The organism is Cryobacterium tagatosivorans (assembly GCF_004402215.1).
GTDB classification, from domain to species: Bacteria; Actinomycetota; Actinomycetes; order Actinomycetales; family Microbacteriaceae; genus Cryobacterium; species Cryobacterium tagatosivorans.
The window spans coordinates 105,004-118,179 of the sequence record NZ_SOEZ01000038.1; the positions used below are offsets into that span (position 1 = coordinate 105,004).

Sequence of the window (13,176 nt, forward strand, 5' to 3'; positions counted from 1 at the left end):
CTGTCTCCACGTTATCGAGCCGGACGGCCCATCCGTCTGAAGGGGGCGGGCGTGTCGAAGCGCGTTCGGCGCATGAGTCGGGTGAGCGAGCCGATGTCGCATTCCCAGTGTACGGCCTACTTGGCGAGTCGGCCCAGTGCGGAGCGAATCAGGCTGCTGCGGATGATTTCCAGCTGTCCGGCGATCTCGACGGCAGTCTCGGCGGCCTTGGCGCGACTCGACGGGTCCTTGCGTCTGGACAGCGGCACGAGGGCGCTCTCGATCAGGCCGAGCTCGCGTTCTGCGGCGCCGCGGAATCCCCGGAGGTGGCGTGGTTCGATTCCGCTGCGCTGCAACTCGACCAGGGCACGCAGCACGTGCAGCGCGTCTTCGCCGTAGTAGTCGGCGGGCAGGATGATGGACGCCGAAACGGCGTCGTGCATGAGCGCCGCGGATGCCCCGGCCTCGCGCACCAGTTCGTCTCGCCGGAAACGGCGCAGCGCGCTCAGCATCGACACACCGGGAACGGCGCCGCCGGGCAGCGTCGGCGAGAGCCCGGCATCGAGGTCGTCGAAGTAGCTCCGGATGACCTTCAGCGGCAGGTAGTAGTCGCGCTGCATGGACAGGATGAGACGCAGCCGGTCGAGGTCGCCGGCGCAGAACTTGCGGTACCCGGATTCGGTGCGCGCCGGCGAGACGAGGCCCTGCTCCTCGAGGAACCGGAGCTTGGACGGCGTGAGCTCGGGGAATTCAGGCGTCAGGCGGGCCAGGACCTGGCCGATGCTCAATAGCGGCGCTGCACCCGGGTTTCTGGCCCGGGCGGCGGTCGCGGGCACTATTCGCTCGCCAGGTGCGCGAGGTCGAGCCGCGAGGCGTAGAACGTGAGACGGAACTTGCCGACCTGCACCTCTGAGCCATCGCTCAGGCGTGCCGATTCGATGCGGGTGCCGTCGAAGTAGGTGCCGTTGAGCGAGCCGAGGTCCTTGACCTCGAAGGCCTTGCCGTGGCGGAGGAACTCGGCGTGACGGCGCGACACGGTCACGTCATCGAGGAAGATGTCGGCGTTGGGGTGCCGGCCGACGCTCGTGACGTCGGCGTCGAGGAGGAAACGTGCCCCCGAATTGGGGCCCCGGCGAACCACGAGAAGTGCCGATCCGGACGGCAGCGCCGCGATGGCTTCCTGCTCTTCGGCCGTGACGTCGCCGTCGATCGCGGCAAGGTGCGCCGCGAACTCCTGGCTGAAAGTCAGCGTCGTATCGGTGTTTTCGGGCGCAGGCCTGCGCTCGGGTTCGTTCTTCTGATCGAAATCGCCCACCGTAGACCTCCTAGACATCCAGCGTATCGGATCGCGCGGACGGATCGGCACGCGGAATCCGAATCACCCGGCCGGTTTCGACGGCGTAGATGACGCCGGCCCACCAATACAGGAAAACGCCCCACAGCCCGAAGGCCCAGCCCACCGGCTGGGACCACCAGGCGAGTTCCGGGAAGGCCTGGCCGAGCATGATCATCGGCAGGGCGTAGAAGAGGCAGAACGTGGCGGCCTTGCCGAGCTGGTGCACCGGCAGCGGACCGAAGCCGAAGTTGGCGAGGATCACGCCGAGGACGAGCATGAAGACATCCCGCCCGACGACGAGGAGGACGAACCACCAGGGCACCACGTCCCGCCAGGCCAGGCCGAGGAGCGCCGCGAAGATGTACAGCCGATCGGCCGCCGGGTCGAGGAGCTGGCCCAGGCGGGTGATCAGCCCCCAGTGCCTGGCGATGAGGCCGTCCAGGAAGTCGGTCAGGCTGGCCACGGCGAGCACGAGGAGCGCCCAGGCATCCTCTCCGACCACCAGGAGGACCAGGAAGACCGGGACGAGAAGCAGCCGCAGGAAACTGAGCAGATTGGGCACCGTCAACACCCTCGTGCTCACCTGGTTTCCCGCTGTCCCTGTCACAATTCCCGAGTCTAGCGATTGCCCGCCGCGCCCCGGCGGACCCCGGCCGGTCAGGCCGAAGACTTCGCCGCTCGCGCGCGCTTCCCGGTGCCGGCGGACTGCGCGGCATCCGGTTTCCCACCGGGTCCGCGGCTGCGTTCGACGCTCCGGCGGAGAGCCTCCATCAGGTCGAGCACCGCTCCCCCGGCGGCCTCCTCGCCGGTCGGTTCCTCGCCGAAGGTCGCGGCCGTGTCGACCGCGTCGCCCTGGGCGAGTTTCGCCTCGATCAGCACGCGCAGGTGCTCCTGGTAGTCGTCGGTGAAGTCCTGCGGGGTGAAGTCGGAGGCGAACGAGTCGACGAGGGCCGCGGCCATGTCGAGTTCCTTGCCGGAGATCGCGACCTTCTCCTCCAGCGCCGGGAAGCTCGCCTCGCGGATCTCATCGCCCCAGAGCAGCGACTGCAGGAGCAGCACGTCGCCCCGCACGCGCAGGGCGCCGAGGCGGGACTTCTGCCGGAGCGCGAAGTGCACGATCGCGGTGCGATCGGTGGCCTCGAGGGTCTGCCGCAGGAGCACGTAGGCCTTCGACGACTTGCCGTCCGGTTCGAGGTAGTAGCTGCGCTCGAACATGATCGGGTCGAGTTGCTCGGTCGGCACGAACTCGACCACGTCGATGTCGCGGCTCCGCTCTTCCGGCAGCGACTTGATGTCCTCCTCGGTCAGGATCACCGTCTTGTCGCCGTCGTCGAATGCCTTCGCGATGTGCGCGTAGTCGACGATGCGCCCGCACACCTCGCAGCGGCGCTGGTACTTGATGCGCCCGCCGTCGGCGTCGTGCACCTGGTGCAGCGCGATGTCGTGGTCTTCCGTGGCGCTGTAGACCTTGACCGGCACATTGACCAGACCGAAGGTGATCGCACCCTTCCAGATCGATCTCATGCGTCCAGTACACACCTCCCTGCCCCCGCGGGCTAGCCGCCGGTCTGCCGCGAGGGCATGCTGATGCCATGGCCGAGACCAAGCAGGTCGTCCTCGTCGGTGGCCGCCGGATCAGGCTCACCAACCTCGACAAGGTGCTCTACCCCGAAACCGGGACCACCAAGGCGGATGTCCTCGGTTACTACGCGGCCGTGGCCGACGTGCTCATCCCGCACGCGAGGAACCGCCCGGCCACGCGCAAGCGGTGGGTGCACGGGGTCGGGACGCCGGAGGACCCCGGGCAGGTGTTCTTCGAGAAGAACCTCCCGGCCGGCACTCCCGACTGGGTCAAGCGCGCCCGGATCGAGCACACGACGCGCGACGCCGTGTATCCGCTGGTCAACGACCTGGCCACTTTGACCTGGCTGGCGCAGATGGCCGCGCTGGAAATCCACGTCCCTCAGTGGCAGTTCGGCCGCGGCGGTAACCCGAAGAATCCCGACCGGCTCGTGCTCGACCTGGACCCCGGTGAGGGGGTCACCCTGGCCGAATGCGCCGAGGTCGCCCGGCTCGCCCGCGCCATCCTGCGCGACATGGACCTCGACCCGATTCCGGTGACCAGCGGGAGCAAGGGCATCCACCTCTACGCCGCGCTCGACCTCAGCCATACCTCGGACCAGGTGTCCCAGGTGGCGCACGAGCTGGCCAGGGCGCTGGAGGCGGACCACCCCGACCTCATCGTCAGCGACATGAAGATCGCCCGCCGTGCCGGCAAGGTGCTCGTGGACTGGAGCCAGAACAACGCGGCGAAGACGACGATCACGCCCTACTCGCTGCGGGGGATGTTCCGCCCGATGGTCGCCGTGCCCCGGACCTGGCGTGAGCTGGCGTCGCCGCGGCTCGAGCAGCTCGACCTCGAACAGGTGCTCACCCGGATGAAGCGTCGCCGGGATCCGCTCGAGTCCCTGCTCGGTGCCCGGGAGGGTCCGCCCGACGAGGACAGGCTGGCCGCCTACCGCGGCAAACGCGACCAGGCCAGGACCCCCGAACCCGTTCCGGAGGGCCCCGCCGCGTCCTCCTCCGGCCGGTCGTTCGTGATCCAGGAGCACCACGCCCGCCGGCTGCACTACGACCTGCGCTTCGAGCGCGACGGGGTGCTCGTGTCCTGGGCGCTGCCGAAGGGCGTGCCGACAGACCCGGCGCGGAACCACCTGGCCGTGCACACCGAGGACCACCCGCTCGAATACGGCTTCTTCGAGGGGACCATCCCGGCCGGGGAATACGGGGCCGGCGAGGTCACGATCTGGGACAGCGGCGAGTACGAGCTGGAGAAGTGGCGCGACGACGAGGTCATCGCGACCCTGCACGGCGAGCCGGGCGGCGGCCTCGGCGGGCCGCGCCGGATCGCCCTCATCCACACCGGACGGGACGGGGATGAGAAGAACTGGCTCATCCACCTGATGAAGGCCGCGTCGCCCGCGTCGCGGGCCACGGCCCTGGCCGCCACCGCCACGACCCCGGGCGCCACCTCCCGGCCGTACTCCCCGATGCTCGCGGCCCTCGGCTCGCCGAGCGACCTGCGCGAGGAGGACGAGTGGTCGTTCGAGATGAAATGGGACGGCATCCGGGCGATCGCTTACCTGGCGACGGAGGGCACCGAACGCAGCGTGAGGCTGCTCACCCGGAAGGGAAACGACGTCACGGCGGCGTATCCCGAAATCGTCGACGGGCTCATCAGCGGGGTGCGGGCCGACTCGGCGGTCCTCGACGGGGAAGTCGTCGCGCCGGGTCGCGGCGGCCGACCCGACTTCGGCCTGCTCCAGGCCCGGATGGGGCTGAGCGCTCCCCGGGACGTGCGCGCGGCCAGGGCCGGCACGCCCGTGCATTTCATGGCCTTCGACCTGCTTGAGCTGGACGGAGAGCCGCTCACCGGGCACTCATACCTCGAGCGCCGCCGGGCACTCGAGTCGACCGTCACCGGGAGCGCCACGGTCCAGGTGCCGCCCGCCTTCGACGGGGACTTCACTGCGGCGTTCCGGAGCAGCCTCGAACTCGGTCTCGAGGGGGTGATCGCCAAGCAACGGGAGGGCGACTATCTGGCGGGCCGGCGCACGCGGACGTGGCTCAAGATCAAACACCACCGCAGCCAGGAGGTCGTCGTCGGCGGGTGGCGCCCCGGCAACGGTCGCCGGTCCGACAGCATCGGCGCCCTGCTGCTGGGAATCCCGGATGGCGAATCCCTGCGGTACGTGGGGCGGGTGGGCACCGGGTTCCGCGACCGCGACCTGGCCGACGCCCTCAGCCGGCTGACGCCGCTGGCGCGGAAGACGAGCCCGTTCGCCGACGTGCCGTCCATCGACGCCCGCGGAGCCACCTGGGTGCGGCCGGTCCTGGTCGGGGAGGTCGAGTTTGCCGAATGGACCTCGTCCGGCCGGCTGCGGCAGCCGTCCTGGCGAGGCTGGCGCCCGGACAAGTCCCCCGCCGATGTCGTGCGGGAGGAGCCCGCGCCGAACTGACAGGTCCGGGCGACGGGTGCGGGCCGACGCGTGCCGGCTGACGGCTGCCAGCCTACGGCGTGAGCCGGGCCCGCAGCTCGGGCCAGCTCTCCGCGAAGCCCGGATGAAGCGGCAGCTCGTCGACCTCGGGGATCGGGACCCAGCGCAGCGCGATGCTCTCCCGGTCGCTGATCACCGGTTCGAAGCGCGCCGTCGCGTGCACGACCACCGTTGTGTAGGACCAGAAGCCCAGGTCGAGCACGGAGGTGAACTGGACCCGGAGCAGGTGGGCCGGGACGCCGGCCTCTTCCTCCGCCTCGCGGACGGCAGCCTCCAGCACGGTTTCGTGTTCATGCCGGGCGCCGCCGGGGAGACCCCAGGAGTCACCGAAGTGGCTCCAGGCCGCGCGGTGTTGCAGCAGAACGCCGAGCTCGAGGTGGTGCACCAGCAGGCCCGCAGCCCCGAATCGGCCCCAGAACTTACGGCCGTCGGGGGCGTAGACCCAGTTATCGCCGCTGCCGCTCATGGTTCCAGCATGCCTCACCAGCAGCCCAGTTCGCTGGACGAGTTCGCCGGAGGCGTCAGATCGAGACGACCGCGTGCACGGTCGTGTCGCCGAGCCGGCTTCGTCCGGCCAGGCCCGTGAGCTCGACGACGACGCCGACCCCGGCGAGGGTGTACCCGGCGCGCTCGATCAGGCGAGACGTCGCCGCGACGGTGCCTCCCGTGGCCAGGACGTCGTCGAGGACGAGCACGCGGGAGCCGGCCGGCAGCTGGCCGACCTCGAGCTCCAGGCGGGCCGAGCCGTATTCGAGGTCGTACTCCTCTGTCAGGACGGTACCGGGCAGCTTGCCGCCCTTGCGGACGGCGAGCACGGCAACATCCGCCGCGTAGCCGACGGCCGCGGCGAGCAGGAATCCGCGCGCCTCGATGCCGGCAACCGCGTCGAAGCGCCCGTGGTAGCCCTCGACCAGCTCGTCGACGATGGTGCGGAATGCCGCGGCGTTGGCGAAGACGGGGTTAAGATCGCTGAACATGATGCCCGGTTGCGGGAAGTCCGGGTATGAGGCCAGGAGGGAATGAACGTGCTGGGCGGCGGGAGAAGTCACCGGTCCAGCGTAGGCGCTGGCCCGGCGCCCGGGGCGCGAGGGGCGACGTCGGGCGACGACACGGCAGCGCTGAGCGTGTCCAGGAAGTGGATGACGGCCTTCTGCTGGGCGCCGGTGAGGCCCTCGGCGACATCCAGCATCCGCCCGTGCATCGCGGAGAGCGTGGCCCGCACCTCCTGGTGCGCGCCCGGCGTCGCGTGGAGCACCTGCGCCCGTCGATCGCTCGGGTGCGGCTCGCGCCGAATGTGCCCGGAACCGACGAGCCGGGACAGCAGTTTGGCGGTCGCGGCGGAGGAGACGCCCAGCACCTTGCTGAGATCCTTCGGGCTGACCGCGGCCCCCCTGGCCTCCGCGGAGATGAGGTGCCGGATGGCCAGGAGGTCGGTCTCGTTCATGTCCATCTCGGCCTGGGTGCGGTGACGCATGGCGCTGTCGGCCGCCCGGAAGCGCCGCAGGGCCTCGAGAACGCGCATGGCGCGGACCACCTCGTCATCGTCCGCCCGGTACCAATAGGAGGCCGAGGGGGCTTCCGTGTCTTCTCGATCAGGCATAGCCCCATGCTAACGTGAGATGTAGCTAACTTGGTTAGGCACTTTTTCGGGTATCTTGGCTCACAGAAGAGGGAGTACGGCCGTGCAGACCGCAGAATCACTCGTGGAACACGTCATCCTGCTTGATCAGGAGGGGCGTGAAATCGGCACGGCACCCAAGGACAGCGTGCACGGCGCGGACACCTCGTTCCACCTCGCCTTCTCCTGCTATGTCTTCAACGATCGCGGTGAGGTGCTGATGACCCGGCGGGCGCTCGAGAAGAAGGCGTGGCCCGGTGTCTGGACGAACTCGTTCTGCGGGCATCCGCTGCCGGCCGAACCGCTCACGAACGCGGTCACCCGGCGAGCGCGCTTCGAACTCGGCCTCGACATCGACGACATCTCCGTCGCCCTCCCCCTCTTCCGCTACCGGGCGACGGACAGCTCGGGCACCGTGGAGAACGAGCTCTGCCCGGTCTATGTGGCCACGACCTCGGCTGAACCGGAACCGAACCCCCTCGAGGTGATGGAGCACCGGTGGGCCAACCCGGACACCCTCCGCAGCGCCGTGCGCGACGCACCGTGGGCGTTCAGCCCGTGGCTGGTCCTGCAGGTGCAGGAGCTGGAGCGCTTCCGTGCCTGAGATCGCGACAGCGGGGGTCGAAACGGAACTGCAACGCTACTTCGCGGCGGCCCGGCTGCGCGCGAGTGATTACGGCGAGCACTACGTCGCCCTGTGGGACTGCCTCGAACAGGCGAGCACGGGCGGCAAACGAGTACGCCCGGCGATGGTCCTGGCCGCGTACGCCGGCTTCGGGGGCCGCGACCTCTCCCTCGTCACGCCCGTCGCGGTGAGCTTCGAGCTGCTGCACACGGCCTTCCTCATCCACGACGACGTGATCGACCGCGACCTGGCCCGGCGCGGCATCGCGAACATCGCCGGGCAGTTCAGCGACCGCGCCCTCGCGCACGGCGCCGCGAGCGGGCAGGCCAGCGCCTGGGCGGTCACGGCGGCCATCCTCGCCGGTGACCTCGCGCTCAGCGAGGCCCACCGTATCCTGGCCAGGCTGCCGGTGGACACGGGGCGGCGGATCAGGTTGCTCGACCTCCTCGATCGCGCGGTTTTCGTCTCCGCCGCGGGCGAACTGGCGGATGTCACGAACGCCGCCCGGCCGCATCCGCTCGGTGTCACCGAGGTGATCGCGACGCTCGAACAGAAGACGGCCATCTACTCCTTCGAGGCGCCGCTGCAGGCCGGCGCGGTGCTGTCCGGGGCGACCGACACGGCCATCGACGTGCTCGGGCGCTACGGACGACTGGTGGGCGTGGCCTTCCAGATCACCGATGACATCCTCGGCGTCTTCGGCGACCCGGCCCGGACCGGCAAGAGCGCCCTGGCCGACCTGCGCGAGGGCAAGCAGACAGCCCTCATCGCCCACGCCGGCTCCACGATCCACTGGCCGGCGATCGCGCCGTTCATCGGCAAGACCGACCTGACCGAGCCGGAGGCCGAGCTGGCCAGGGGCCTGCTCCGCGACTGCGGCGCCCCGCAGGCCGCGGACGAACTCGCCAGGGACCACGCGGCGAAGGCCGTGGAGGCGCTGGACACCCCCCTCATCCCCGCCGAGCTGCGCAGCACGCTGACCGCCCTCGCGGACTCCGCCGTCAACCGGTTCCGATGACGCGGCGGGCGAGGGCGCAGTCGACCGACATCGACCAGTACAACGCGGCGGCGCGGGCCAGTTCGGCCACCGTGATCGACGCATACTCGACCTCCTTCGGGCTGGCCACCCGGCTGCTCTCCCCGACCGTGCGGAGCCAGGTCCGAACCGTGTACGCGCTGGTGCGGATCGCCGATGAGATCGTCGACGGCGCTGCGACCGGGGCCGGACTGGACGTGGCCGCCCAGCGTGAACAGCTCGACGACCTCGAACGCGAGACCGAGCGGGCGATCCACGGCGGTTACAGCACCAACCTGGTCGTGCACGCCTTCGCCACCACCGCACGCCTGGTCGGCATCGATTTCCGTCTCACCGCGCCGTTCTTCGCGTCCATGCGCCGCGACCTCGACCCCTCGCCGTTCACCGAGGAGGGCGTCGCCGCGTACATCTACGGCTCGGCGGAGGTCATCGGCCTCATGTGCCTGCGCTGCTTCATCCAGGAGACCTCGGTGACGACGACGGAGCGGGCGCTGCTCGAAGACGGCGCCCGGCGCCTCGGCGCCGCCTTCCAGAAGGTCAACTTCCTCCGCGACCTCGCCTGCGACCGCGACACCCTCGGCCGGAACTACTTCCCCGGGCTCGACGTCGCCACCATGACCGATGTCGAGAAGGACCGGATCCTCGACGACATCGATGCCGACCTGGCCGCCGCGGAGCACGTGCTGCCCATGCTGCCCGGCGGGAGCCGCCGAGCGGTCACGCTCGCCCACCACCTCTTCTCCCGCCTGTCCAGCCGGCTCCGGGGCACCCCGGCGCAGCAGCTCCTGCGGGCCAGGGTGCGGGTTCCGGATGCCGAGAAACTCGTGATCGCCGTCGCGGCGACCCTCGGCGCCGGGACGTGGAAGCGGTGACCCGGCACGCCAGGCGCACGCGCACGGTGGTCATCGGCGGAGGCATCGCCGGGCTGGCGAGCGCCGCCCTGCTCGCCCGCGAGGGCCATGACGTGACGCTGCTCGAGGCCAGGGGGGAGCTGGGCGGACGCGCGGGCAGCTGGGACGCCGACGGCTTCCGGTTCGACACCGGGCCGTCGTGGTACCTCATGCCGGAGGTGTTCGACCACTTCTACCGACTGCTCGGCACCAGCGCTTCCGAACAGCTCGAGCTCACCCGGCTCGACCCCGGCTACCGCGTCTACTTCGAGGCCCAGGCCGAGCCTGTCGACATCGCTGCCGACCGCGAAACGAACGTGCGCACGTTCGAACGGCTCGAGCCGGGTGCGGGAGCCGCCCTCGACCGCTACCTCGACTCGGCCGAGGACACCTACCGGATGGCCGTCGAGCGCTTCCTCTACACGAGCTTCGCCTCCTTCCGCCCGTTCCTCGACCGGGCGGTCCTCGGCCGCCTCGGCAGGCTGGCCCGGCTCCTGCTGCAGCCCCTCGACCGGTTCGCCGCTGGGTACTTCCGAGACCCCCGGCTGCGGCAGATCCTCGGCTTTCCCGCCGTCTTCCTCGGCTCGTCGCCCGGCAGCACGCCGTCGATGTACCACCTGATGAGCTACCTCGACCTGGCCGACGGGGTGCTCTACCCGCAGGGCGGCTTCACCCGCGTCATCGACAGCATCGCCGGCCTCACCCGGGCGGAGGGCGTTCGCGTGCTCACCGGGTCGCGCGTGAGCGCGATCGGCACGGCCACCCGCGAGACAACCGGCAGGAAACGCCTCGGCCGGAGCGGCGGCGGCCGTTCCTCGGCGAGCGCGGTCACCGGGGTGAGCTACCTCGGGCCGGACGGAACCACGGTCGAGCTCGAGTGCGACGTCGTCGTTTCGGCGGCCGACCTCCACCACACCGAGACCGAACTGGTGCCGGCGGAGCAGCGGACCTATCCGGAGCGATGGTGGCAGCGCCGCGTCTCCGGCCCCGGTGCGGTGCTGGTCATGCTCGGCGTCTCGGGCGAGCTGCCCGAGCTCGAGCACCACACCCTGTTCTTCACCACGGACTGGAAGGAGAACTTCGGCAAGATCTTCGGCAAGAACCCGAGCGTTCCGACGCCGGCATCCTTCTATGCCTGCATGCCCAGCGCGACCGACGCCACGGTGGCGCCGCCTGGCACGGCGAACCTGTTCCTGCTCGTGCCGATCCCCGCCGACCCGTCCCTGGGTCGCGGCGGCATCGCCGGCGCCGGTGACGCCGCGATCGAGGCCATCGCGGATGCCGCGATCGGCCAGCTGTCGGAGTGGGCGGGCATCCCCGACCTGACGGAGCGCATCGTCGTGCGCCGCACCGTCGGGCCGGCCGACTTCGCCGAGGACCTCAACTCCTGGCGCGGGGGCGCGCTCGGGCCGGGGCACACCCTGCGGCAGAGCGCCTTCCTGCGCGGCTCGAACGCCTCGGCCAGGGTCGACGGGCTCTACTACGCCGGCGGCACCACCATCCCGGGGATAGGCCTGCCGATGTGCCTGATCAGCGCCGAGATCCTGGTCAAGCGCATCCGCTCCGACACGTCAACCGGGCCGCTCCCGGAGCCGCTGTGAGCGCCGGCTACCTGCTCACCCTGCTGGCCTGCCTGGCCGCGATGGTGCTGCTGGACTGGAGGTTCCGGCTGTTCTTCTGGCGGGATGCCCGCCGGGCCGGCTGGGTGCTCGGCGCCGGCGTGCTCTTCTTCCTCGCCTGGGATCTCCTCGGCATCGGCTTCGGCATCTTCTACCGGGGCGACACGAACCTGATGACGGGCCTGCAGCTGGCCCCGGAGCTCCCGCTGGAGGAGCTCTTCTTCCTCGCCTTCCTCTGCTACCTGACGATGAACCTGGTCCAGGGCGCGCAGCTGGTCCTGACCCGGCTCGCCCTCACCAGCGGGCGGACCAAGGGGCGGACCCGATGAGCTACCTGCTGCTGGACGCCGTCTTCCTCGCCGCCGCGGGCGCCGTCGCCACTCTCGCACTGCAGCAGCGGCGCCTGGACCGGACCCGGCTGGCCGCGACCGGGATCGCCCTGGCCGTCCTGCTCGTCCTCACCGCGGTGTTCGACACCGTCATGATCGCAGTCGGGCTCGTCGCCTACGATCCGGCGCTGCTGATGGGCTTCCGGGTGGGCCTGGCGCCGCTGGAGGACTTCGCCTATCCGGTCGCCGCCGCGATCCTGCTCCCCGCCGTGTGGGCGCTGCTGGGGACGCGACATGAGTGAGGCGCGCACGTCGACGGGCTGGAAGGCGCGCCAGGTGCTGTTGTCCTCCAGGCCGCTGAGCTGGATCAACACCGCCTTCCCGTTCGCCGCGGCCTATGTGGTGACCACCGGCCGGGTCGACGCCCTGCTCCTGGTCGGCACGCTCTTCTTCCTCGTGCCCTACAACCTCCTGATGTACGGCATCAACGACGTCTTCGACTACGAGTCCGACCTGCGCAATCCGCGCAAGGGCGGCGCGGAGGGCGCCCTCCTCGACCCTGGGCTGCACCGCACGGTCATGGCCGCCGGCGTGATCACCGCGGCTCCCCTGCTGGTCCTGATGCTGGTGCTGGCCGGGGCGGAGCATCCGGGGTCCTGGTTCGTCCTGGCGCTCAGCCTCTTCGCCGTCGTCGCCTACTCGGTGCCCGGGCTTCGCTTCAAGGAACGGCCGGTGCTCGACTCGATCACCTCGAGCACGCACTTCGTGAGCCCGGCCGTCTACGGCCTCGCCGTGGCCGGGGCGGTCGTCACCCCCGGACTCGGTGCGCTGCTGGCCGCGTTCTTCCTCTGGGGCATGGCGAGCCACGCCTTCGGCGCCGTGCAGGATGTCGTGCCAGACCGGCAGGCCGGGATCGCGTCGATCGCGACCGCGTTCGGCGCCGCCCGCACGGTGCGCCTCGCGATCACCGGGTGGGCCCTGGCCGGCCTGCTCATGCTCGCGACGGACTGGCCGGGACCGCTGGCCGCCGTGCTCGCCCTCCCCTACATCCTGGCCGCGTGGCCGTACCGGTCGATCCCCGACGACCGGGCCGACGCCGCCAACGCCGGGTGGAAACGCTTCCTGTGGCTCAACTTCCTCACCGGCTTCCTGGTGACCATGCTGCTCATCGCCTGGGTGGCCGTCCGGGGAAGCTGAGCCCGCCCGCGTAGAGTCGGGGGATGGATCCCGTCACCACCGCGCGCGTGGACAGCTGGACCTGGGCGGTGCGGATGTTCCGCACTCGTTCCCAGGCCACGGCCGCGTGCCGGGCCGGCCACGTCCGGGTCAACGGTGACAAGGTCAAATCGGCCCAGGCCGTGCGCGTTGGCGACGAGGTGCGGGTGCGCAGCGCCGGCTTCGACCGGGTGCTCGTCGTGGCCCGGATCGTCTCCAAACGCGTCGGCGCCCCGGTGGCGGCCGAATGCTACGTGGACAAGACCCCGCCTCCCCCGCCGCGTGAGGAGGTCGCGCTCGTGCCCATGCGCGACCGCGGGGCCGGCCGGCCGACCAAGCGCGAACGCCGCGACATCGACAAGCTGCGCGGCGCCTCGCGCACCGACCTTCCCGACGACGACTAGAGCATCCGCGCAACTGTTCCCCAGCCGGACAACTGTTGCCGGCGCACCGGGAACAGTCGTCCGAATT

Annotated in this window: 16 protein-coding genes; 9 read left to right on the plus strand and 7 right to left on the minus strand. The window is 70.6% G+C overall.

What is annotated here, in order from left to right; all coding sequences use genetic code 11:
• Window positions 1–116 precede the first annotated feature (116 nt).
• Genes ftsR through ku form a run of 4 tightly spaced genes read right to left on the minus strand, consistent with a single transcriptional unit; the run spans window position 117 to window position 2,839 of the window.
• A complete protein-coding gene (gene ftsR / locus E3O23_RS07595) occupies window positions 117–815 on the minus strand; it encodes a transcriptional regulator FtsR (RefSeq protein ID WP_134489711.1) in 699 nt (232 codons plus the stop codon).
• Window positions 815–1,312 carry an FHA domain-containing protein gene (locus E3O23_RS07600; RefSeq protein ID WP_134489713.1) on the minus strand — a complete coding sequence of 166 codons (498 nt, stop codon included), beginning with the start codon at window positions 1,310–1,312 and terminating at the stop codon, window positions 815–817. The genes ftsR and E3O23_RS07600 overlap by 1 nt, the downstream gene beginning before the upstream one ends.
• Window positions 1,305–1,922, minus strand: coding sequence for a CDP-alcohol phosphatidyltransferase family protein (locus E3O23_RS07605; RefSeq protein WP_241983375.1), 618 nt, complete (start codon window positions 1,920–1,922; stop codon window positions 1,305–1,307). The genes E3O23_RS07600 and E3O23_RS07605 overlap by 8 nt, the downstream gene beginning before the upstream one ends.
• 50 nt (window positions 1,923–1,972) lie before the next feature.
• Window positions 1,973–2,839, minus strand: coding sequence for a non-homologous end joining protein Ku (gene ku / locus E3O23_RS07610; protein WP_134489715.1), 867 nt, complete (start codon window positions 2,837–2,839; stop codon window positions 1,973–1,975).
• 68 nt (window positions 2,840–2,907) lie between these two features.
• Between ku and E3O23_RS07615 the strand changes: the two genes are divergently transcribed.
• Window positions 2,908–5,334 carry an ATP-dependent DNA ligase gene (locus E3O23_RS07615; RefSeq protein WP_134489716.1) on the plus strand — a complete coding sequence of 809 codons (2,427 nt, stop codon included), beginning with the start codon at window positions 2,908–2,910 and terminating at the stop codon, window positions 5,332–5,334.
• 52 nt (window positions 5,335–5,386) lie between these two features.
• On the opposite strand, the gene E3O23_RS07620 is transcribed toward E3O23_RS07615, so the two are convergent.
• From E3O23_RS07620 to E3O23_RS07630, 3 genes are read right to left on the minus strand one after another with little or no spacing between them, the layout of a single operon-like run.
• Window positions 5,387–5,839, minus strand: coding sequence for an NUDIX domain-containing protein (locus tag E3O23_RS07620; protein WP_134489718.1), 453 nt, complete (start codon window positions 5,837–5,839; stop codon window positions 5,387–5,389).
• Window positions 5,840–5,894: 55 nt separating this feature from the next.
• Window positions 5,895–6,422, minus strand: coding sequence for an adenine phosphoribosyltransferase (locus tag E3O23_RS07625; protein ID WP_134489720.1), 528 nt, complete (start codon window positions 6,420–6,422; stop codon window positions 5,895–5,897).
• Window positions 6,419–6,973 (minus strand): MarR family winged helix-turn-helix transcriptional regulator, encoded by a 555-nt coding sequence (locus E3O23_RS07630; protein WP_134489722.1) that lies wholly within the window; start codon window positions 6,971–6,973, stop codon window positions 6,419–6,421. Before E3O23_RS07630 ends, E3O23_RS07625 begins: the two co-directional genes overlap by 4 nt.
• An 82-nt stretch (window positions 6,974–7,055) precedes the next feature.
• On the opposite strand from E3O23_RS07630, the gene idi reads away from it, so the two are divergent.
• The 8 genes from idi to E3O23_RS07665 are packed head-to-tail and all read left to right on the plus strand — an operon-like array spanning window position 7,056 to window position 13,109.
• Window positions 7,056–7,595: an isopentenyl-diphosphate Delta-isomerase gene (gene idi, locus E3O23_RS07635; protein WP_134489724.1), complete on the plus strand. Its 540-nt coding sequence runs from the start codon at window positions 7,056–7,058 to the stop codon at window positions 7,593–7,595.
• Entirely contained in the window at window positions 7,588–8,634 is a 1,047-nt protein-coding gene (locus tag E3O23_RS07640) for a polyprenyl synthetase family protein (RefSeq protein WP_134489726.1), read from the plus strand. The genes idi and E3O23_RS07640 overlap by 8 nt, the downstream gene beginning before the upstream one ends.
• On the plus strand, window positions 8,631–9,524 hold the full coding sequence (locus E3O23_RS18085; protein ID WP_166790444.1) for a phytoene/squalene synthase family protein: 894 nt from the start codon (window positions 8,631–8,633) through the stop codon (window positions 9,522–9,524). Before E3O23_RS07640 ends, E3O23_RS18085 begins: the two co-directional genes overlap by 4 nt.
• A complete protein-coding gene (crtI, locus tag E3O23_RS18090) occupies window positions 9,512–11,143 on the plus strand; it encodes a phytoene desaturase family protein (protein WP_241983376.1) in 1,632 nt (543 codons plus the stop codon). The genes E3O23_RS18085 and crtI overlap by 13 nt, the downstream gene beginning before the upstream one ends.
• Window positions 11,140–11,490 (plus strand): lycopene cyclase domain-containing protein, encoded by a 351-nt coding sequence (locus E3O23_RS07650; RefSeq protein WP_134489728.1) that lies wholly within the window; start codon window positions 11,140–11,142, stop codon window positions 11,488–11,490. Before crtI ends, E3O23_RS07650 begins: the two co-directional genes overlap by 4 nt.
• The gene (locus E3O23_RS07655) at window positions 11,487–11,792 is read left to right on the plus strand and encodes a lycopene cyclase domain-containing protein (RefSeq protein ID WP_134489730.1); all 306 of its coding nucleotides are present in this window, start codon (window positions 11,487–11,489) and stop codon (window positions 11,790–11,792) included. The genes E3O23_RS07650 and E3O23_RS07655 overlap by 4 nt, the downstream gene beginning before the upstream one ends.
• A complete protein-coding gene (locus tag E3O23_RS07660; RefSeq protein ID WP_134489732.1) occupies window positions 11,785–12,687 on the plus strand; it encodes a prenyltransferase in 903 nt (300 codons plus the stop codon). Before E3O23_RS07655 ends, E3O23_RS07660 begins: the two co-directional genes overlap by 8 nt.
• 23 nt (window positions 12,688–12,710) lie before the next feature.
• Window positions 12,711–13,109, plus strand: a complete 399-nt coding sequence (locus tag E3O23_RS07665; protein WP_134489734.1) for an RNA-binding S4 domain-containing protein — start codon at window positions 12,711–12,713, stop codon at window positions 13,107–13,109.
• Window positions 13,110–13,176: the final 67 nt, after the last annotated feature.